Source organism: Streptomyces sp. NBC_00316, from assembly GCF_036158715.1.
GTDB lineage: Bacteria > Actinomycetota > Actinomycetes > Streptomycetales > Streptomycetaceae > Streptomyces.
In genome coordinates, this window is sequence record NZ_CP108023.1 from 5960815 (window position 1) to 5982658 (window position 21844).

Here is a 21844-nt window from a genome sequence, read left to right on the forward strand (position 1 = left end):
CCGGCACTGCGCCGCCCCCCTCCACGGTGCCGGGCCGCCCGCCGTTGTCCATGGAGCGGCTGCGCCCGGCCGGGTTCCCGGCCCGTGCGGTACCCTGACGCCATGCGTGCCGTACGCCTTCTGCTTAGCGAGCCGCGCTGATCAGTCCCGACCGGTGTGAATGCCTGGTCGGCATCGGCGCGGCGTCCCCTCCTGTGCGAGGGGCTTTTTCGTTTCCGTAAGCGCTGGCAGATGACGATCGATGGAGCTTTGAGGATCATGAGCGAGACGAATTCCGCAGCCGAGGCGGCTGCGCCGCACCGCTATACGGCGGCCATGGCCGCCGACATCGAGGCACGCTGGCAGGACTTCTGGGACGCCCACGGCACCTACGAGGCGCCGAACCCGGCCGGCGATCTGGCCGGCGATCCGGAACTGGCCGCCAAGCCGAAGAAGTTCATCATGGACATGTTCCCGTACCCCTCGGGTGCGGGTCTGCACGTCGGTCACCCGCTGGGATACATCGCCACCGATGTCTTCGCGCGTCACCAGCGCATGACCGGGCACAACGTGCTGCACACCCTGGGCTTCGACGCCTTCGGCCTGCCGGCGGAGCAGTACGCGGTACAGACGGGTACGCACCCGCGCGCCTCCACCGAGGCCAACATGGAGAACATGAAGTCCCAGCTGCGCCGGCTGGGCCTGGGCCACGACAAGCGCCGCTCGTTCGCGACGATCGAGGCGGACTACTACAAATGGACCCAGTGGATCTTCCTGCAGATCTTCAACTCCTGGTACGACACCGAGGCGGACCGTGCCCGGCCGATCGCCGACCTGGTCGCGCAGTTCGAGAACGGTGAGCGTACGACTCCGGACGGCCGCGACTGGAGCGCACTGAGCGCCGTCGAGCGCGCCGACGTCCTGAGCCAGTACCGCCTGGCGTACGCCTCCGACGCGCCCGTCAACTGGTCGCCGGGGCTGGGCACCGTACTGGCCAACGAAGAGGTGACGGCCGACGGCCGTTCCGAGCGCGGCAACTTCCCCGTCTTCAAGGCCAAGCTGCGCCAGTGGAACATGCGCATCACCGCCTACGCCGACCGGCTGCTGAACGACCTGGACGGGCTGGACTGGCCCGAGGCGATCAAGCTGCAGCAGCGCAACTGGATCGGGCGCTCCGAAGGTGCACGTGTCGACTTCCCGGTCGACGGCGCCGGAGACATCACCGTCTTCACCACCCGCCAGGACACCCTGTTCGGCGCCACCTACATGGTGCTGGCGCCCGAGCACGACCTGGTGGAGCGGATCATTCCGGCCGCCTGGCCCGAGGGCACCCACCCGGTGTGGACCGGCGGACACGCGACCCCGGCCGAGGCCGTCACCGCGTACCGCAAGCAGGCCGCCGCCAAGTCCGACGTGGAGCGCCAGGCCGAGGCGAAGGACAAGACCGGAGTCTTCACCGGCGCGTACGCCACCAACCCGGTCAGCGGCGAAAAGGTGCCCGTCTTCATCGCCGACTACGTCCTGATGGGCTACGGCACCGGCGCGATCATGGCCGTCCCGGCGCACGACGCACGTGACTTCGCCTTCGCGCGCGCCTTCGAGCTGCCGATGCGCTGTGTTGTCGAGCCGTCGGACGACCGTGGCACGGACCCCTCCACCTGGGACGACGCGTTCGCCTCGTACGAAGCAAAGCTGGTCAACTCCGCGAGCGACGAGATCTCGCTGGACGGCCTGGGAGTCGTCGACGCCAAGGCGAAGATCACCGCATGGCTGCAGGCGAAGGGCCTGGGCGAGGGCACCGTCAACTTCCGGCTGCGCGACTGGCTGTTCAGCCGTCAGCGCTACTGGGGCGAGCCCTTCCCGATCGTGTACGACGAGGAGGGCATCGCCCACTCGCTGCCCGAGTCGATGCTGCCGCTGGAGCTGCCGGAGGTCGACGACTATTCGCCGCGCACCTTCGACCCGGACGACGCCGACACCCAGCCCGAGACTCCGCTGTCGCGGAACGCCGACTGGGTCGACGTCACGCTGGACCTGGGCGACGGCAACGGCCCGAAGAAGTACCGCCGCGAGACCAACACCATGCCCAACTGGGCAGGTTCCTGCTGGTACGAGCTGCGCTACCTGGACCCGAACAACGACCGGCAGCTGGTCGACCCGGCGATCGAGCAGTACTGGATGGGCCCGCGGGAGGGCCTGCCGACCGGTGGTGTCGACCTGTACGTGGGAGGCGCCGAGCACGCCGTACTGCACCTGCTGTACGCGCGGTTCTGGTCCAAGGTCCTGCACGACCTGGGGTACATCTCCTCGGCCGAGCCGTTCCACAAGCTGTACAACCAGGGCATGATCCAGGCGTTCGTCTACCGGGACAGCCGCGGCATCGCGGTTCCGGCTGCCGAGGTCGAGGAGCGCGACGGCGGGTTCTACCACGGGGGCGAGAAGGTCAGCCGCGTCCTGGGCAAGATGGGCAAGTCCCTGAAGAACGCCGTCACGCCCGACGAGATCTGCACCGAGTACGGGGCGGACACGCTGCGTCTGTACGAGATGGCGATGGGTCCCCTGGACGTGTCGCGGCCGTGGGACACCCGCGCCGTCGTCGGCCAGTACCGGCTGCTGCAGCGGCTGTGGCGCAACATCGTCGACGAGGAGACCGGTGAGGTCACCGTCGTGGACACCGAGCCCGGCGAGGACACGCTGCGCGCGCTGCACAAGGCCATCGACGGCGTCGGCCAGGACATGGCCGGGATGCGCTTCAACACCGCCATCGCCAAGGTCACCGAACTGAACAACCACCTGACCAAGGTGGGCGGCCCGCTGTCGCGGTCCGTCGCCGAGCGGCTGGTGCTGCTGGTGGCGCCGCTGGCGCCGCACATCGCCGAGGAGCTGTGGCGCCGGCTGGGCCACACCGATTCGGTCGTGCACCAGGACTTCCCCGTCGCCGACCCGGCGTACGTCGTGGACGAGACCGTGACCTGCGTGGTTCAGGTCAAGGGCAAGGTCAAGGCGCGGCTGGAGATCTCCCCGTCGATCACGGACGAGGAGCTGGAGGCGCTGGCCCTGGCCGACCCGGCAGTGGTCGCGGCGCTGGACGGAGCCGGGATCCGCAAGGTGATCGTGCGCGCACCGAAGCTGGTCAACATCGTCCCCGCCTGATGATCAGTGGCTGACCACTGATCGCCGCAGGGCGGTGTGAGGGGTTTCCCTTACGGGCAGGTTGGGGGTTTCGAAGGAACCCTCTGCCTGCCCGTTCCGTTTACCGTGGAGGGGCCGGTATTCGGCAGCCGAATCGACACCAAGGGGCGTCATGGAAGCCGTGATCCTGATCCTGGGGCTGCTCTTTCTCGCGTTCATGGCCCTGGGCGTGTACGTGACCGTCAAGGTCGTCGGTGCGGCGAAGCGCGGCGTGGACCGCACGATCACGCAGGCGCGGCGCACGGTCGAGGAGACCGCGCTGCGGGCGAAGAGCTTCGGCCAGGCAGGCGTGGCCGGGGAGCTGGCGCAGCTGCGGCTCGCGCTGCGCACGTCCATGCGGGCCACGCAGGAGGCGCTGCAGACGGGTGCGGCCCAGGACGCCTCGCTGTCGGAGTCGCTGGGGCTGTTCCAGCGACTGAGCGTGCACGGGCAGGAGCTCGACGAGGAGCTGAAGAGGCTGGAGCGCGAGCCCGACCGGGCGACGGTTGCCTCGCTGCTGCCGGGCCTGAAGCAGCGCACGGAGCGGATCACGCGCTCGGCGGACTCGCTGCGATGGGCCGCGCGCGACCGGGCCCAGCGGTTCGCCGACGACGACCTGGCGGCGCTGAACGTGCAGATCGATGTGGAGGCGGGGGCGCTGCGGCACTGGACGGTGGAGGAGCCTCCGGGTGCTGCCGGTGCCGGTGCCGGTGCCGGTACCGGGGGTGCGGGGCCTGCGGGTTCGGGCGCCGGCGCGGAGGGGCCGGACGCGCTCACGGCGCGGGACCCACGGACACAGACCGGCTACCCGTGGCAGAAGACCGTCCGGCCCGAGACGACCAACTGAGCGGGCGGGGTGGAGCGAGCGGAGCGCTCGGCTTCTGCGCCGGGCCTCCGTCGGGCGGCTGCCGAAGCGGAGCCAGGCTCGAACCGATGTGATCGGTGGTGGCAGGATGCGGCTTGAAGCGATCGGAACTGATCATTCGGTCGGGGTCGGACTGCCGAGCCGACGCCCAGGCAGGTAACCTCCCGCTCATGTCCCGCCATGTCGCGATCGTCACCGATTCCACGGCCTACCTGCCGCCCCAGGCGATGGAGCGGCATGGCATCACCGCAGTGCCGCTGACCGTCGTCCTCGGTGATCAGGCGCTGGAGGAGGGCACCGAGATCTCGGCCCGCTCCCTCGCGCTGGCGCTCCAGAAGCGCCGTCCCGTGACGACGTCCCGGCCCAGCCCCGAGGTCTTCGCCGGCACGTACCGGGCGGTGGCCGAAGCGGGCGCGGCTGCCATCGTCTCGCTTCACCTCTCGGCCGAATTCTCGGGCACCTTCGACGCGGCGCTGCTCGCCGCGAAGGACGCCCCGGTACCGGTACGGGTGGTGGACACCGGGATGGTCGCCATGGCCCTGGGGTTCTGCGCCCTGGCGGCGGCCGAGACCGCGGAGACGGGCGGCAGTCTGGAAGAGGCGGTCGTGGCCGCGGAGAAGCGGGCCGCGGGCACCGCCACGTACTTCTACGTCGACACACTGGACTACCTGCGCCGCGGCGGACGCATCGGTGCGGCCCAGGCCCTGCTGGGATCGGCACTCGCGGTGAAGCCGCTGCTGCAGCTGGACGGTGGCCGGATCGAGCTGCTGGAAAAGGTGCGGACGGCCTCGAAGGCGATCGCGCGGCTGGAGGAGATCGTCGCCGAGCGGGCGGGCAACGGCCGGGTGGACATCGCCGTGCATCACCTGGCGGCGCCCGAGCGGGCCGAGCGGCTGGCGGAGCGGCTGCGCGAGCGCGTTCCGGGGCTTGTGAATCTGCATGTCAGCGAGGTGGGGGCGGTGATCGGCGCGCACACCGGTCCCGGTCTGCTCGGAGCGGTGGTTTCGCCTCGCTGATCTCACTCGTGGGAGTGAGGGAGTTGTCCACAACTGGCTGGTTGTCCACCGGAATTGGGGCCGCTCAGCGGATCCGGGGCGATGTGCCTAGCGTCGTGAGGCATGGCTCCCCGATCAGATCGTGCACCTCGTGAGCGTCGTGCGACCAGCGTAAGTGGACCCGGCCGCGCTGCGGCCTCGGGCGTGCGCGCCCGGCGTGGACCCGGAACCGGCCCGCGGCCCGGGTCCGGACCCGGGCGGCGACGGGCGTTGCGTGGGCGCGCCGCCGTTGTCGCGGCGGCTTCGCGGCGACGCGCGGACGCGCTCATGGCGGGTGCCTACGGGGAACGCGTCGCCCGGCCGGTGGTGGGCCCGGCACCACCCCCGGTCACGGTGCCGGCCGTGCCCCCGGCAGCCGCCGCGCCGGAGCCTGTCGATCCGGCCGAGGAGAGCGTGCGGAGGGCGGCCACGGATGCGGCGGCGACCGTTCCCGCGGGGGCCGTTCCGGCGGCATCGGTTCCGGTGGCGCCATCTCCGGTCGCGCCAGGGTGGTGGGAGCGGCTGGTTCCGGCAGTGCGGGAGCGGCTGCCGATGTGGTTGCAGCTCAGATGCGGTCTCGAACCGAGAACTCTCGCTGCTCTGGCCGTCCTTCTGGTGGCTGCCGCGGTGTTCGCCGCTGTCCACTTCTGGTCCGCGCGCCCGCAGTCCGTCCGTGCTCCCGATCCGGTCAGCGAGGGCGTGCACCTTCCGGCACCGGAATCGGCCGCGGACCCGGCCATGGATCCGGGCACGGGCCGGGCCCGCACACCCGAGCCGTCGCCCGGTCCGCCGCCCATCGGCGGGCCGGGTGGGCAGATCGTCGTCGATGTGAGCGGCAAGGTGCGGCGGCCCGGCATCTACCCCCTGCCCACGGGTGCGCGGGTCGCCGACGCGCTGCGGGCGGCCGGCGGAGTGCGGCCCGGCGTGGATCTCACGGGGCTCAACCGGGCGCGGGTGCTGATGGACGGGGAACAGGTCGTGGTCGGCGCGCTGCCCGGGTCACCCGTCCCCGGCGGCCCGGGAGGAGCCGCCACGGGCGGCGCGTCCACCGGTGGCTCCGCGGCCGGACCGGTCAGCCTCAACAGCGCGACGGTGGAACAGCTGGACACGTTGCCCGGTGTCGGCCCGGTTCTCGCCCAGCACATCGTCGACTACCGCACGCAGCACGGCGGCTTCCGGTCCGTCGGCGAACTCCGTGAGGTCAATGGGATCGGCGACCGCCGGTTCGCCGATCTCCAGCCGCTGGTGCAGCCATGAGCCGCCCGGAGGACGTGCGACGGGACGTCCATGCGATGCCGGGCCGGAGGCCGGGCGTCTGTGACCCGCAACAGGAGGGCCCGGTCGATCTGCGGCTCGTTCCGCCGGCCCTGGCGACCTGGGCCGCCGCGGCCCTCGCTGTGGGAGCGCAGGGCCGTGGGACGGCCGTGGGGGCGGCGTTCTGTCTCGTCGCCGGCCTGGTGCTCCTGGGCCTGGCACGGTCATCGGCGGCCCGGAGCGGGCCCGCTCGGCCGGCCGACGACGAGAACGGGTCCGGCTACGGGGACGCCCGGGACGCCCGGGAGAGCGCCTCACGGAAGCGGCGGCGGCTCCACACCACCGCTGCAGCCGCCACACTGCTCTGTGCGGCCGCCGGGGCGACGGCCGCCGGGCTGCACACCGCGTACGTACGCCAGCAGCCGGTCCATGGCCTTGCGCAGCGCTTCTCGAAGGTCGAGGCGGAGGTGACCGTCACGTCCGACGTGCGGCAGACCCGGCCCCAGGTCCGCGGGGACCACAGCACCCGGGCCGCCCTTCTTCTGGACGCCGAGATCACCCGGTTGACGGCGCCCGACGGTACGGTCACCAGGCTGCACACGCCGGTACTGGTGATCGTGTCGCCCGGTGGTTCAGTGGCCCGGTGGCAGCAGCTGCTGCCGTCCACCCGGCTGCACCTGCACGGACGCCTCTCGCCACCCCTGCACAGCGGAGAGCGCAACGCCGCCGTCCTGCGACCGGACGGAAAGGGCCCGCCCCGCGTCACCGGGCCTCCCACCCTCCTCCAGCGCACAGCGGGCGGTCTGCGCGCCGGGCTGCGCAGGGCGACCGAGGGGCTGGCCCCCGATGCGCGGGCGCTGCTGCCGGGGCTGGTCGTCGGTGACACCTCACGGGTCACCCCCGAACTGCACGATGCCTTCCGAGCGGCCGACCTGACGCATCTGATGGCCGTATCCGGCGCCAACCTGGCGATCCTGCTCGTGCTGCTCATCGGGCCGCCCGGCACTGCGCTCCGGGCCGAACGCCGCGGTCTCGCGCCCCGGCTGGGCATCCCGCTGCGGATGACGGCGCTGCTCGGCGGCGGGCTCACCCTCGCGTTCGTTGTTGTCTGCCGGCCGGAACCGAGCGTGCTGCGCGCCGCGGTCTGCGGGCTGATCACGCTGCTGGCCATCGGCACGGGGCGCAGGCGGTCCCTGATTCCCGCACTGGCAGCCGCTGTTCTGCTGCTGGTGCTGTACGACCCGTGGCTGTCGCGCAGTCATGGCTTCGCGCTCTCCGTCCTGGCCACCGGGGCGCTGCTCACCGTCGCGCCGCGGTGGAGCGACGCGCTGCAGCGGCGCCGGGTGCCGCCCCGGCTGGCGGAGGCGCTGGGTGCGGCCGCGGCGGCGCAGGCGGTGTGTGCGCCGGTGGTCGTGATGCTCGCCTCCCGGGTCAGCCTGGTGGCGATCCCGTGCAATCTGCTGGCCGAGTTCGCGGTGGCACCCGCCACGGTCCTCGGGTTCGCCGCGCTGGCCCTGGCGCCGGTGGCCATGCCGGTGGCCGAGCTGCTCGCCCGCGTCGCGGGATGGCCGGCCGGGTGGATCGCCTCCGTGGCCCGCGCCGGAGGGTCCCTGCCCGGCGCGGAGGCCGACTGGCCCGGCGGCCGGCGGGGAGCCTTGCTGCTTGCCGCTCTCACGGTACTCGTGGCGCTGTCCGCCCGCCGCGTCGCGCGCCACCCCTGGATCTGTTCGGCCGTGGCCCTACTGCTGATCCTCGCGGTGCTGCGACCGGTGCCGCTGACCCGCATACTGACCCGATGGCCGCCGCCGGACTGGGCGTTCGCGATGTGCGACGTGGGCCAGGGGGACGCCACGGTGCTCGCGGCCGGGGACGGCGAAGGCGTGGTCATCGACACCGGGCCCGACCCGCGGCTCGCCGACCGGTGCCTGCGCGACCTGGGCATCACCCGGGTTCCCCTGCTGCTCCTCACCCACTTCCACGCGGATCATGTCCGGGGCCTGCCCGGCGTGTTGCGAGGCAGAGCGGTGGGCGCGATCCAGACGACGGGTCTGGACGAACCACCGGACCAGGCCGCGTTCGTACGCAGAACGGCCGTCGCGGCCCGGGTCCCCGTGGTGCGGGCGGTCGGTGGAGAGCGGCGCCGTATCGGTCCGCTCGACTGGCGGGTCCTGTGGCCGACGGGCGGTGCGGCCGCCGCGCCCGTACCGCAGGATCCGAACGATGCAAGCGTCACGCTGTTCGTACGGACCGGCGGACTGACCCTGCTGCTCCTGGGGGACCTCGAACCACCGGCCCAGCAGGGGTTGTTGCGGCAGTACCCGGCGCTGCCACGGGTGGATGTCCTCAAGGTCGCGCATCACGGCTCCGCCCACCAGGACCCCGCGTTGCTGCGCAGCGCCCGTCCGCGGCTCGCGCTGGTGAGCGTGGGCAGGGACAACCCGTACGGGCACCCGGCGGCCCGTACCGTCCAGGCGCTCAGATCCGGGGGAGCGGCGGTGCTGCGCACGGACCGGGACGGAGCGATCGCGGTGACCGGCGCCGGGCCGGGGCTGCGGGCGGTGGCGCGCTCATGACCACTGCCCGGCCGGAACGCATCCGTCCCGGACCAGCCACCTGCCGTCGGTCATCAGTTCACGCCGGGTCGGTTCGTTCTCCTCCCGCCACGCCCCGACGGCTGCCGGGTGAAGCGGGAGTACACCCAGGGCGTGCGGCCGCGCGGGCCCCGTTGAGTTCCGTCGCGAGGCGTCGCCCGATTCCACGGAAAGTTCCGCGCCTTCCACCACCTCGGCGGTCGCGTCGATGAGCACCACATGGCGGGTGTGGCCCGGACCGACTGGCGGGTGTGGCCCGGACCGGCCTCGACCCCTGTCCGGTCCGCGTCACGACGTGCGCGGTCGGGCGGTGCGCCGGGCGGCCGGCAGGAGCGTCGGCCGGTCCCACACGAACCCACGGTCCGCAAGACGGACAAGTCAGGCCCGAACGGCTGATGCACACAAGCGGAACGTTCAATTCGGACCTTCGGTAACACCTCTACCCAAGCCACGTCCAGACCCTCCGTTTGCCTCGAACGCCCCAAGGGTGATCGAATGCATGCTCGTCGGCGGGCCGCTGCTCCGACAACGACGTCCAGCCGTCAGGCCCCAAGGTGAATCTCCCCCGGGGGTACTGAAGATGTTCGGCCGTTGGCTCGGAAGCAAGAACGCGACCCGCACGGCAGGCGCCAACCCGCTCACCGGGCTCGCGGTGCCGCGTACTGCGGGAGTGCTGAGCTGTCGTGTGCTCGACCCGGTCAACGTGGCTGTGCAGCAGGCCGAGTTCGTGGTCACGGACAGCGCGGGCCGAAAGGTCGTCGGGGGTGAGACGGACCCCTTCGGCAACGTCCTGGCCACGGTCCCGGCGGGCGACTACCGGCTGGCCGTCACGGCGGACGGCTTCACTCCGTTCCACGGCGCGGCCACGGTCGACGAGGGCGGCCACGCGGGCCTCGGCGACGTGATGCTCCAGGTCTCGCCACCCCCGCAACTGCCCGCCCCCGGGGACTGGGAGATCGAGCCGAACCACTCCCAGATCGGTTTCACGGCCCGTCACATCGGGCTGGCCCGCATCCACGGCCGGTTCAACACGTTCGCCGGTGCAGTACGGATCGCCGACCGCATGGAGGACTCCGCCATGCACGTCATCATCGATGCCGCGTCGATCGACACGAACGTGCAGATGCGCGACGACCATCTGCGTTCCGGTGACTTCCTCGACGTCGGGCGCTACCCGACGCTGGAGTTCTACAGCGACCGCTTCATCCACCGGGGCGGCAGCCGCTGGGGTGTGAGCGGCGCACTCACCCTGCACGGCGTCAGTCGTACCGTGACGCTGGACACCCAGTACCTCGGCCTCGGCAACGGGCTCGAGGGCGAGACCCGGGCCGCCTGCCGGGCCACCACCGAACTGCACCGCGAGGACTTCACCCTCACCTGGCAGACGATGCTGGCCCGCGGTATCGCCGTCGTCGGGCCCAGCATCGAGATCGACATGGACATTCAGATCGTCCCCAAGAGCTGAGTCCGGATGCACCGCCTCCGGAGGCGGTGCATCCGGCGCGGGCGGGGTGGCCCGCGATCGCTACGGCACTTCCAGCCAGCCCTCGTACTCCGCCGCGAACGCATCGAGCGCCGCGGAGTCCAGCCGGCCGGACGGGTCCTCGACGACCACCAGCCACTGGGCGTCCTCGGCGTCGTCCTCGCCTGCCAGTGCGTCACGTACGAGCTGGGGTTCCTCGGCGACCCCGAAACGGTCGGCGAGCTCTCCGGCCACCTCCTCCGCCGTATCGCGGTCGGGCAGCACCAGCACATGTCTCACGTCGCTCACCTGCCCATTCTCCGATACGGGGACAGGTGCGGGGGCAAGCCGTCGAAACCGGGCTGTCAGTGGGCCGTGGGATGCTGGACGGCGATGGCCACCAGAAGGAATTCCACCGACGATCCGCTCGCCCCCCTCACGCTCGCCGTGGGGCAGGAGGACCTGCTCCTCGACCGCGCAGTGCAGCAGGTGGTGGCGGCGGCCCGTGCGTCCGATGCCGACACGGACGTCCGCGACCTCACCTCCGACCAGCTCCAGCCGGGCACGCTTGCCGAGCTGACGAGCCCGTCGCTCTTCGCCGAGCGCAAAGTGGTGATCGTGCGCAATGCGCAGGATCTCTCCGCCGACACGGTGAAGGACGTCAAGGCGTATCTGGACGCACCGGTCGAGGAGATCACGCTTGTGCTGCTCCATGCGGGCGGGGCCAAGGGCAAGGCGCTGCTGGACGCGGCGCGCAAGGCGGGTGCGCGGGAGGTCGCCTGCCCGAAGACGACGAAGGCCGCCGAGCGGCTCTCGTTCGTACGGTCGGAGTTCCGGGCACTGGGGCGCTCCGCGAGCCCCGAGGCGTGCCAGGCGCTGGTCGATTCCATCGGCAGCGATCTGCGCGAGCTGGCGAGTGCGGTGTCGCAGCTGGTCGCGGATGTCGAGGGCACGATCGACGAGGCGGTGGTCGGGCGCTACTACACCGGCCGTGCGGAGGCGTCCAGTTTCACGGTCGCCGACCGGGCGGTGGAAGGGCGAGCGGCGGAGGCGCTGGAGGCGTTGCGCTGGTCGCTGTCGACCGGGGTGGCGCCCGTGCTGATCACCAGCGCGCTTGCGCAGGGCGTCCGGGCGATCGGCAAGCTGTCCTCGGCGCGCGGGGGCCGGCCGGCGGATCTTGCGCGCGAACTGGGGATGCCGCCGTGGAAGATCGACCGGGTGCGGCAGCAGATGCGCGGGTGGACACCGGACGGCGTCGCGATGGCGCTGCGGGCGGTCGCGGAAGCGGATGCGGGGGTGAAGGGGGGCGGCGACGACCCCGAGTACGCCCTCGAGAAGGCCGTCGTCGCTGTTGCGCGGGCTGCACGGGCAGGGCGCGTGCGGTGACCGGGCGCGGGACGGGGACGAGCACCCGGGGCGGCCGGGCACTGCTTCGTCCTCGGTCTCTCCCTTGGCATCGAGGCGGCGGGGGACCCCCTCGAGGGGCTTGAACACGCCGGGTGGACCTTGGAACGGCCACGGCATGCCGAAGGCCCCGCTCGTAGCTCTGGGGAGAGCGACGAGCGGGGCCTCGGTTCATGCTGTGTGCGCCGCACCCGCGTGGCGAACGCAGGTTCGGTGTGCGGCACGGGGGCCGGGCAGGGGCGGGAGAGAGGGCCCGCTGGTCCGTTCCGGCAGTTACATCAGAAAGCTCAGCCCTGGAGGGCGGCAACCTTGGACGACAGCGCCGACTTCTTGTTGGCGGCGGCGTTCTTGTGGATGACGCCCTTCGAGACAGCCTTGTCGAGTGCGCGCGAAGCGTCGCGAACGGCCACGGTGGCCTTCTCGACGTCGCCCGCCACGACGGCCTCGCGGGCCTTGCGGATCGCGGTCTTGAGCGAGGACTTGACGGCCTTGTTGCGCAGGCGCGCCTTCTCGTTCGTCTTGTTCCGCTTGATCTGGGACTTGATGTTCGCCACGAAAGAGCCTTTTCAGGTTCGTTGGATCTTCGATGTGCGCCCCGCCGCCCGTAAGAGCCACGAGGCACAGCTGTCAACGGTACCAGCCGCGCTCGGACCGGCCCAAACCGGTCTCTGCCCCGCAGCCGTGGGACGATGGAAGCTACGTATCGATCCGACCGACCCGACATCGACCCGAGACACGGCGTTCGGCGTCTCAAGAATCAGGACCCTGCGTGCCCGCGACTCCTATCCACGTGCCCGAGCCGAGCCGTACCGACCCGGCGCTGATCCGCAACTTCTGCATCATCGCGCACATCGACCACGGCAAGTCGACCCTTGCCGACCGGATGCTCCAGCTGACGGGCGTGGTCGACCAGCGGCAGATGCGCGCTCAGTACCTCGACCGGATGGACATCGAGCGCGAGCGCGGCATCACCATCAAGTCCCAGGCGGTCCGTCTGCCCTGGGCGCCCACCACGGGCGAGGGCCAGGGCAGCACCCATGTCCTCAACATGATCGACACCCCGGGCCACGTGGACTTCACGTACGAGGTTTCCCGCTCGCTCGCCGCCTGCGAGGGCACGGTGCTGCTGGTGGACGCGGCGCAGGGCATCGAGGCCCAGACGCTGGCCAACCTCTACCTGGCGATGGAGAACGACCTCACCATCGTCCCGGTGCTCAACAAGATCGACCTGCCGGCCGCGCAGCCGGAGAAGTTCTCCGAGGAGCTGGCCAACCTCATCGGCTGCCAGCCCGAGGACGTGCTCAAGGTCTCCGCGAAGACCGGCATCGGCGTGGACGCCCTGCTGGACCGGGTGGTCAGGGACGTTCCGTCGCCGGTCGGCAAGGCCGACGCCCCCGCCCGCGCGATGATCTTCGACTCGGTCTACGACTCGTACCGTGGTGTCGTCACCTACGTCCGTGTCGTCGACGGCCAGCTCAACAAGCGCGAGCGCATCAAGATGATGTCCACCGGCGCCACCCACGAGCTGCTGGAGATCGGTGTCTCCTCCCCGGAGATGACCCCGGCGGACGGCCTCGGTGTGGGCGAAGTGGGCTACATCATCACCGGTGTGAAGGACGTCCGGCAGTCCAAGGTCGGTGACACGATCACCTCCCTCAGCAAGGGTGCGACCGAGGCGCTGGGGGGCTACAAGGACCCCAAGCCGATGGTGTTCTCGGGTCTGTACCCGCTGGACGGCTCGGACTACCCGGACCTGCGCGAGGCCCTCGACAAGCTCCAGCTCAACGACGCCGCCCTGGTGTACGAGCCGGAGACCTCCGCGGCCCTCGGCTTCGGCTTCCGGGTCGGCTTCCTCGGTCTGCTGCACCTCGACGTGATCCGTGAGCGGCTGGAGCGCGAGTTCGGCCTGGAGCTCATCGCCACCGCCCCCAACGTGGTCTACCGCGTCGAGATGGAGGACGGCAGCGAGCACACCGTCACCAACCCGAGCGAGTTCCCCGAGGGCAAGATCGACAAGGTGCACGAGCCGGTCGTGCGTGCCACCGTCCTCGCCCCCAGCGAGTTCATCGGCGCGATCATGGAGCTCTGCCAGAACCGGCGCGGCACCCTGCTCGGCATGGACTACCTCTCCGAGGACCGGGTCGAGATCCGGTACACCCTGCCCCTCGCCGAGATCGTCTTCGACTTCTTCGACCAGTTGAAGTCCAAGACCCGTGGCTACGCCTCGCTCGACTACGAGCCCACCGGCGAGCAGTCCGCCCAGCTCGTCAAGGTCGACATCCTGCTGCACGGCGACAAGGTCGACGCGTTCTCCGCCGTCACGCACAAGGACAAGGCGTACGCGTACGGCGTGCGGCTCGTCGCCAAGCTGCGCGAGCTCATCCCGCGGCAGAACTTCGAGGTGCCGATCCAGGCGGCCATCGGCTCCCGGGTCATCGCGCGTGAGACCGTCCGCGCCATCCGCAAGGACGTCCTCGCCAAGTGCTACGGCGGTGACATCTCCCGTAAGCGGAAGCTGCTGGAGAAGCAGAAGGAAGGCAAGAAGCGGATGAAGATGGTCGGCAATGTGGAGGTTCCGCAGGAGGCCTTCATCGCCGTGCTGTCGACGGACGAGTCGGGCGGGGAAAGCAAGGGCAAGAAGTAGCTCCCGGTGGATCCCCGTTCCGGACCCGGCTCTGCCCGCGGCCTCCGGTCCGCCGCTCCACCAGCCGGTAGTCCGGCCGACCCCTGCGTCGCAGCAACCCTGCGGCGTGGGGGTCCGTTCGTTATGAAGCGGCGTCCGATTCCCTCTTACGCGGCGGACGCGGGCGCTCTACCCTGATCACGGCTTCGTAGTTACTCGCCAGTTAAACAAGCGGGATCAAGCACGCAGACGGACGCACGTAAGCAGGAACAAGCAGCAGCACGCAGCAACCAAAAAACAACCGGTCGTGAAGCACTGCCGCAGGCCCGGAGGATGTCGTGAGCGACACACAAACCCTGATCGATAACCGGCCGCCCTCCGTGGCGACCCTCTTCATCGACCGCGTTGCGGCCACTCCGGACGGGGAGGCCTACCGCTACCCGGTCCCCTCGGCCACCGGACAGGGCGCCGACGAATGGAAGTCGCTGAGCTGGGCACAGGCCGCGGAGCGCGTGTACGCGATCGCCGCAGGGCTCATCGGTCTGGGGGTGGAGCCGGAGGAGCGGGTCGCGCTCTCCTCCGCCACCCGCGTCGAGTGGATCATCGCCGACCTCGGCGTGATGTGCGCCGGCGCCGCGACCACCACGATCTACCCGTCGACCAACGCCGAGGAATCGTCGTTCATCCTCGCCGACTCCGAGAGCCGTGTGCTGATCGCCGAGGACGCCGCCCAGCTGGCCAAGGCCCGCGAGCGCCGCGCCGATCTGCCGAACCTCACCCATGTCATCGTCATCGACCCGGATGGCGTCGAGCCCGACGCAGCCGACCCCGAGGGCTGGGTCCTCTCGCTGGCCGATGTGGAGGCCCGGGGCGCCGAGCTCCTGGCGAAGAACCCGGGCGCGGTCAAGGAGCGGGTCGACGCGATCACCGCCGAGCAGCTGGCCACCCTGATCTACACCTCGGGCACGACCGGCCGCCCCAAGGGCGTACGGCTGCCGCACGACAACTGGTCGTACATGGCCAAGGCCACCGTGGCGACCGGGCTGATCACCAAGGACGACGTCCAGTACCTCTGGCTGCCGCTCGCGCACGTCTTCGGCAAGGTCCTCACCTCGGGCCAGATCGAGGTCGGCCATGTCACCGCCGTCGACGGCCGGATCGACAAGATCATCGAGAATCTGCCGGTGGTCCAGCCGACGTACATGGCCGCGGTGCCCCGTATCTTCGAGAAGGTCTACAACGGGGTCGCGTCCAAGGCGCGGGCCGGTGGCGGCGCCAAGTACAAGATCTTCCAGTGGGCGGCCGGGGTCGCCCGCGAGTACGCGAAGGTGTCCCAGGACAACTTCCGGCGCACCGGCACGGCCTCCGTCCCGTTCGGCCTCGGCGCCAAGCACAAGGTCGCCGACGCCCTCGTCTTCGCCAAGATCCGTGAGGCCTTCGGCGGCCGGCTGCGCGCCTGCGTCTCCGGCTCCGCGGCGCTCGCCCCCGACATCGGCTACTTCTTCGCCGGCGCCGGCATCCACATCCTGGAGGGCTACGGACTCACCGAGTCCAGCGCCGCATCCTTCGTCAACCCGGGCGAGGCGTACCGCACGGGCACGGTCGGCAAGCCGCTCCCCGGCACCGAGGTACGGATCGCCGACGACGGCGAGATCCTGCTGCGCGGCCCCGGCATCATGCAGGGCTACCACCGGCAGCCGGAGAAGACGGCCGAGGTGCTGGAGGCCGACGGCTGGCTGCACAGCGGCGACATCGGCGAGCTGTCCGTGGACGGCTACCTGCGGATCACCGACCGCAAGAAGGACCTGATCAAGACGTCGGGCGGCAAGTACGTCGCCCCGGCGGAGGTCGAGGGGCAGTTCAAGGCGGTGTGCCCGTTCGTCTCCAACATCCTGGTGCACGGCGCGGACCGCAATTTCTGCTCCGCCCTGATCGCCCTCGACGAGCCGACCATCCTCGGCTGGGCCGCCGAGAACGGACTGGCGGGCAGGCCGTATGCCGAGGTGGTCGCGTCCCCGCAGGTCGTGGAGCTCATCAACGGCTATGTGAAGCGGCTCAACGAGGGCCTGCAGCGCTGGCAGACCATCAAGCAGTTCCGGCTGCTGCCGCGCGACCTCGACGTCGAGCACGGCGAACTCACGCCGAGCCTCAAGCTCAAGCGGCCGGTCGTCGAGCGCGCGTACAAGGGCCTCATCGACGAGATGTACGCAGGCGCCCGCGAGGCGTAGGCACGGCCATGGTGCGGACGGGGCGGACCGCCCCGTCCGCACCGCTGTTCCTGATGCCCGTTCCTGCTCGTCGTTCCTGTGTCTTCTCCTCCCACTTCGGTAACTCGGTGCTTCTGGGGAGGGCCGGTCTGTCACTCTGTCCGTGTCGTCAGCGGCACACGGCGCAAACAGGCCGTGCGAGAACAGGTCAGGAGCGGCGCCATGGGGCCCATTCCCTTGCAGCGGGACACCGTTCAGCATCCCGGTAACCACGTCGGGCGGACGGACGCACAGCCGGTCGCCCGGACGAGCCTGCCGGGGAACCTCCTCGCCCCGGCCGCCGCGCGCCGGTTCGTCCGGGTCGCCCTCGCCGAGTGGACCGGGCTCGGGCTGCCCGCGGCGGTGGGCTTCAGCGACCGGCTGGCCGACGACGCGGTGACCGTCGCCGACGAGCTCGTCACCAACGCCGTCGTGCACGCCGGAACCACCGTCGAGCTGCTCTTCCGGCTGGAGGAGGCGGCCGGGGACGAGGCCGCAGCCCTGGTGCTGGAGGTCGCCGACCACCACCCCGCCCGGTCCGTACGCAACGAACGCCCCGACCTGGTGCTCGAGGCCGACCCGTACGACCCGGCCGAGGCCGGGCGCGGGCTGCAGGTCGTCGCCGCACTCGCCGAGCGCTGGGGCATCACGTACCGCACCGGCCTCAAGACCGTCTGGGCCCGGCTGCCCGTCGACGACTGGACCGTGCTGCCCGGGGCGGCCGCGGAGCCGGAACTCCGCAGCGGCCTGCGCACCGCCGAGCTGCTCGCCCCCACCGCCCGGCGCGCTCTGCGCGACGACGCGGACTGGGCGGGCCGCGGTGCGCTCTCGTTCCTCGCCGAGGCATCCGATCTGCTCGCCGGCCAGCTCGACGAGGACATCGTGGCGGCGCTCGCCGGGCAGTTACTCGTGCCCAGACTCGCCGACTGGTGCGCGATCTGGCTGGAGCCGGAGAACGGCGGGCCCGCAGCCGTCCCCCGGCTCGCGAGCGTCTGGCACCGTGACGAGGCCGAGACCGGGCAGCTGCGTACGGTGCTGGAGCAGGACCCGATCCGGCTGCCGGAGCGGGTGGGCACCGGACCCGTCTCCATGCCGTGGCCCGGGGCCGACGAGGACGGGGCAGGACCGGGCGCCGACGGGCGCTCCAACGGCCGTGCGGGGGCCGCGCTCGCCTATCGGATAACCGCCGGCGGCCGCACGCTCGGAGCCGTACTTCTGGGACGGGAGGGCATCGCCCGCGTCCCGCACGAGGTGACCGCGCTGGTCGAGGACTTCGTACGCCGGGTGGGACTCGCCGTCGGCGCCGCCCGCGCGTACACCCGGCAGGCCACCATCAGCCGCGTCCTGCAGCGCGGACTGCTTCCCAGCAAGGTCGCCGACATACCCGGAGTCACCAGCTCACTGGTGTACGAGCCCAGCGACGACGGGGTCGTCGGCGGTGACTTCTACGACATTTTCTCGTGCCCCGGCGATCGCTGGTGCTTCATTCTCGGCGACGTCCAGGGCAGCGGCCCCGAGGCCGCCGTCGTCACCGGCCTCGCCCGGCCGTGGCTGCGGCTGCTGGCCCGGGAGGGCTTCCGCGTCGGCGAGGTGCTCGACCGGCTCAACCGGTTGCTCCTCGACGACGCGATGGAGACCGCCGAGGCCGCCGCCCTGATGGTCGCGGCGGCGGGCGGGCAGCCCCTGCCGGACGGCGGCCAGCACCTGCGGGAAGGCGCCCAGCAGCTGACGGACGGCGGGCAGCCCCGGTTCCTCTCCCTGCTGTACGGGGAGATGGTGCCGCTCCCCGGCGGCGGCGTGCGCTGCACGCTGGCCAGCGCGGGCCACCCGCTGCCGCTGCTGCTGCACCCGGACGGCACCGTGCGCGCAGCCGCCGAGTCGCAGGTGCTGCTCGGGGTCGTCGAGGACGTCGCCTACGAGAGCCAGAGCTTCGACCTGGCGCCGGGCGACAGCCTGCTCTGCGTCACGGACGGGGTGACGGAACGGCGCTCCGGGCCGCTGATGTTCGACGACGGGGACGGTCTGGCCCGGGCGCTGGCCGGCTGCGCCGGGCTGACCGCGGAAGGGATCGCGGACCGGATCAAACGGGCCGTCCACGAGTTCGCGGAGCGGCCGCCGGACGACGATCTGGCGCTGGTCGTGCTGCAGGCCCAGTGAGTGTGGGCCGGGAACATCCGGCGGCGAGTGACAATGGACGGTATGCCTTCCGTACTGCCCGATGGTGAACCCGTGCCCGACGACGGGGCGCTGCCCCGCCATGCCCTGGAAGGCGCCGCCGACCGGCCGCTCGGCTTCTACCTGCATGTGCCGTACTGCGCGACCCGCTGCGGCTACTGCGACTTCAACACGTACACCGCGACCGAGCTCCGTGGCTCCGGCGGTGCGCTGGCCTCCCGGGACAACTACGCCGCCCACCTGATCGGCGAGGTCCGGCAGGCCCGCAAGGTGCTCGGCGACGACCCGCGGCCGGTCCGCACGGTGTTCGTCGGTGGCGGCACGCCCACGTTGCTGGCCGCGGGGGATCTCGTACGGATGCTGGCGGCGATCCGTGACGAGTTCGGTCTCGCCGACGACGCGGAGATCACGACCGAGGCCAATCCGGAGTCCGTCGGCCCGGCGTATCTGGCGGAACTGCGGGAAGGCGGCTTCAACCGCATCTCGTTCGGGATGCAGAGTGCGCGTCAGCACGTGCTGAAGATCCTCGACCGCACGCATACGCCGGGGCGGCCCGAGGCGTGTGTCGCGGAGGCGCGGGCGGCGGGCTTCGAGCACGTCAACCTCGACCTGATCTACGGCACCCCCGGGGAGTCCGACGACGACTGGCGGGCGTCGCTGGACGCGGCGATCGGGGCGGGCCCGGACCATGTGTCCGCGTACGCGCTGATCGTCGAGGAGGGGACGCAGCTGGCGCGGCGGATCCGGCGCGGCGAGGTTCCGATGACGGACGACGACGTCCACGCGGACCGCTATCTGATCGCCGACGAGGCGATGGCTGCGGCGGGCTTCTCCTGGTACGAGGTGTCGAACTGGGCCCGGACGCCGGAGGGCCGCTGCCTGCACAACGAGCTGTACTGGCGCGGCGCCGACTGGTGGGGCGCCGGGCCGGGAGCGCACAGCCATGTGGGCGGTGTGCGGTGGTGGAACGTGAAGCATCCCGGTGCCTATGCACAGGCGCTGGCGGAAGGACGGTCTCCGGGGGCGGGCCGGGAGATTCTGTCGGCGGAGGACCGGCGGGTCGAGCGGATTCTGCTGGAGCTGCGGCTGGTGGACGGGTGTCCGCTGTCGTTGCTCGCTCCTGCGGGGCTGGCGGCGGCGGGGCGCGCGGTGCAGGACGGGTTGCTGGAGGCGCTGCCCTATGCGAAGGGGCGGGCTGTGCTGACTCTGCGGGGGCGGCTGCTCGCGGATGCGGTGGTCAGGGACCTGGTGGACTGAGGGGGCGGGGCGCGGTTGCGCCGGCGGTGTGCCTGTTCCCCTGCCCGCCCCTTTCCCGGACCGGGGCCTCGCGACCCCGGTCCTCGAAACGCCGGACGGGCGGGCAGGTGCCCGGCGCCGGCGGGAAGGCCGGGCACCTCCGGCGAGTGCGGAGCGGCGTCCGGTGCGGCCCCGGACAGCCGCCGTACAGCCCCGCCTACCCCCTCGGTGCCGTGACGAAGTCGATCAGCTCCTCCACCCGGCCCAGCAGCGCCGGCTCCAGGTCCCGGTAGGAGCGGACCGTGGACAGGATGCGCTGCCACGCCGCCCCCGTGTTCTCCGGCCAGCCCAGTGACCGGCACACGCCCGTCTTCCAGTCCTGGCCGCGTGGCACCACCGGCCAGCCCGCGATGCCCACCGACGACGGCTTCACCGCCTCCCACACGTCGATGTACGGGTGGCCCACCACCAGCACGTTCGCGTCCGTGACCTCGCTCGCGATCCTCGACTCCTTGGAGCCGGGGACCAGGTGGTCGACCAGGACGCCCAGCCGCGCGTCCGGACCGGGGGAGAAGTCGCGGACGATGGCCGGGAGGTCGTCGATGCCCGCCAGGTACTCGACGACCACACCCTCGATGCGCAGGTCGTCGCCCCAGACCCGTTCGACCAGTTCCGCGTCGTGCCGGCCCTCCACATAGATGCGGCCCGCGCGTGCCACCCGTGCCCGCGCCCCGGGGACCGCCACCGAGCCGGAGGCCGTGCGGGTGGGGCGGACCGGGCCGGGCGCCGACGGGCGTACGAGGGTGACCACCCGGCCCTCCAGCAGGAAGCCGCGCGGCTCCATCGGGAACACGCGGTGCTTGCCGAAACGGTCCTCCAGGGTCACGGTCGGCCCCTGGGCCGTCTTCTCGCAGCGGATCACCGCACCGCAGAAGCCGGTGGAGACCTCCTCCACGACCAGATCGGGTTCGGCGGGGACCTCGGGGACGGGGGCGGACTTCTTCCACGGTGGGGTCAGGTCCGGGTGGTAGCTGCGCATCGCACGACGATAGGACGGGAACGCGTCACGACACGCCGAAGGCGCCGGACAGTTGATCGCGCTGCGCACGTACGAACGCGGCGTCCACGACCGCGCCGTGCCCCGGTACGTACGCCGCGGACTCACCGCCCAGTGCCAGCAGCCGGTCCAGCGCGGCCGGCCAGCGTGACGGGATCGCGTCCGGGCCCGCCTGGGGCTCGCCGGACTCCTCGACCAGGTCGCCGCAGAGCACGACGGCGGGGGAGCCGGGCACCAGGACCGCGAGATCGTGGCCGGTGTGACCGGGACCCACGTTCGCCAGCAGCACCTGGCGGCCACCACCCAGGTCGAGCGTCCACTCACCGCACACCTCGTGGTGCGGCGCCACCAGCACGTCTACGGCCTGCGCCGCGTCCTCCCTGCACATGCCATGGCGCACCGCGTCGGCGCGCAGCCCGTCCGCCCCGCGGGCGAGGAGATCCGCCATCCCGACCGCGCCGTACACCTCCGCCCCGGCGAAGGCCGCGGTGCCGAGCACATGGTCGAAGTGCGGGTGGCTGAGTGCGATATGCGTCACCCTGCGGCCGATCAAGGACTGCACCTGGGCCCTTGTCTCCGCGCCTTCGCGCAGCGTCGATCCGGTGTCGAAGAGCAGCGCCCCGTCCGCTCCGACCACCAGTGCGACCGTCGCGTCCCAGCGGGGAAGGCGCCGCCGGCCCACACCGTTGCCGAGTCGCTCCCAGCTGAACTCTTCCCAAGAGGCGTCCATACGGCGACGCTATCGGC

At 71.5% G+C, this 21844-nt stretch carries 15 protein-coding genes; 11 read left to right on the forward strand and 4 right to left on the reverse strand.

Going from position 1 to position 21844, the window contains the following annotated elements:
* The first annotated feature begins 258 nt into the window (after positions 1–258).
* The 6 genes from leuS (at position 259) to OG878_RS26480 (ending at position 10359) form a co-directional block, all read left to right on the forward strand.
* Complete coding sequence (gene leuS, locus OG878_RS26455; RefSeq protein WP_328889084.1) at positions 259–3132, forward strand: leucine--tRNA ligase; 2874 nt, start codon at positions 259–261, stop codon at positions 3130–3132.
* 151 nt (positions 3133–3283) lie between these two features.
* Positions 3284–3997 carry a hypothetical protein gene (locus OG878_RS26460; RefSeq protein ID WP_328889085.1) on the forward strand — a complete coding sequence of 238 codons (714 nt, stop codon included), beginning with the start codon at positions 3284–3286 and terminating at the stop codon, positions 3995–3997.
* A gap of 188 nt (positions 3998–4185) precedes the next feature.
* Complete coding sequence (locus tag OG878_RS26465) at positions 4186–5031, forward strand: DegV family protein (protein WP_328889086.1); 846 nt, start codon at positions 4186–4188, stop codon at positions 5029–5031.
* A gap of 306 nt (positions 5032–5337) precedes the next feature.
* Complete coding sequence (locus OG878_RS26470) at positions 5338–6306, forward strand: ComEA family DNA-binding protein (protein ID WP_328889087.1); 969 nt, start codon at positions 5338–5340, stop codon at positions 6304–6306.
* Complete coding sequence (locus tag OG878_RS26475; RefSeq protein WP_443049170.1) at positions 6303–8876, forward strand: ComEC/Rec2 family competence protein; 2574 nt, start codon at positions 6303–6305, stop codon at positions 8874–8876. The genes OG878_RS26470 and OG878_RS26475 overlap by 4 nt, the downstream gene beginning before the upstream one ends.
* 598 nt (positions 8877–9474) lie before the next feature.
* Positions 9475–10359 (forward strand): YceI family protein, encoded by an 885-nt coding sequence (locus OG878_RS26480; protein WP_328889088.1) that lies wholly within the window; start codon positions 9475–9477, stop codon positions 10357–10359.
* Between the two features lie 60 nt (positions 10360–10419).
* Here the strand turns inward: OG878_RS26480 and OG878_RS26485 are convergent, their stop codons facing one another.
* Entirely contained in the window at positions 10420–10665 is a 246-nt protein-coding gene (locus OG878_RS26485) for a hypothetical protein (RefSeq protein ID WP_328889089.1), read from the reverse strand.
* An 84-nt stretch (positions 10666–10749) separates the two neighbouring features.
* Here OG878_RS26485 and holA point away from each other — a divergent pair, with 84 nt between their 5' ends.
* Positions 10750–11742, forward strand: a complete 993-nt coding sequence (gene holA, locus OG878_RS26490; protein ID WP_328889090.1) for a DNA polymerase III subunit delta — start codon at positions 10750–10752, stop codon at positions 11740–11742.
* Between the two features lie 305 nt (positions 11743–12047).
* On the opposite strand, the gene rpsT is transcribed toward holA, so the two are convergent.
* Positions 12048–12314, reverse strand: a complete 267-nt coding sequence (gene rpsT, locus OG878_RS26495) for a 30S ribosomal protein S20 (RefSeq protein ID WP_277326134.1) — start codon at positions 12312–12314, stop codon at positions 12048–12050.
* A 215-nt stretch (positions 12315–12529) separates the two neighbouring features.
* Here rpsT and lepA point away from each other — a divergent pair, with 215 nt between their 5' ends.
* The 4 genes from lepA (at position 12530) to hemW (ending at position 20061) form a co-directional block, all read left to right on the forward strand.
* Positions 12530–14404, forward strand: coding sequence for a translation elongation factor 4 (gene lepA / locus OG878_RS26500; protein WP_328889091.1), 1875 nt, complete (start codon positions 12530–12532; stop codon positions 14402–14404).
* 317 nt (positions 14405–14721) lie between these two features.
* Positions 14722–16611 (forward strand): AMP-dependent synthetase/ligase, encoded by a 1890-nt coding sequence (locus OG878_RS26505; protein WP_328889092.1) that lies wholly within the window; start codon positions 14722–14724, stop codon positions 16609–16611.
* 201 nt (positions 16612–16812) lie between these two features.
* Positions 16813–18786 carry an ATP-binding SpoIIE family protein phosphatase gene (locus tag OG878_RS26510; protein ID WP_328889093.1) on the forward strand — a complete coding sequence of 658 codons (1974 nt, stop codon included), beginning with the start codon at positions 16813–16815 and terminating at the stop codon, positions 18784–18786.
* Positions 18787–18828: 42 nt separating this feature from the next.
* The gene (hemW, locus tag OG878_RS26515) at positions 18829–20061 is read left to right on the forward strand and encodes a radical SAM family heme chaperone HemW (protein WP_328889094.1); all 1233 of its coding nucleotides are present in this window, start codon (positions 18829–18831) and stop codon (positions 20059–20061) included.
* 196 nt (positions 20062–20257) lie between these two features.
* Here hemW and OG878_RS26520 read toward each other — a convergent pair whose 3' ends face one another.
* The gene (locus OG878_RS26520) at positions 20258–21079 is read right to left on the reverse strand and encodes a DUF3097 domain-containing protein (protein ID WP_328889095.1); all 822 of its coding nucleotides are present in this window, start codon (positions 21077–21079) and stop codon (positions 20258–20260) included.
* A gap of 25 nt (positions 21080–21104) precedes the next feature.
* Positions 21105–21827 carry an MBL fold metallo-hydrolase gene (locus tag OG878_RS26525; RefSeq protein WP_328889096.1) on the reverse strand — a complete coding sequence of 241 codons (723 nt, stop codon included), beginning with the start codon at positions 21825–21827 and terminating at the stop codon, positions 21105–21107.
* Positions 21828–21844: the final 17 nt, after the last annotated feature.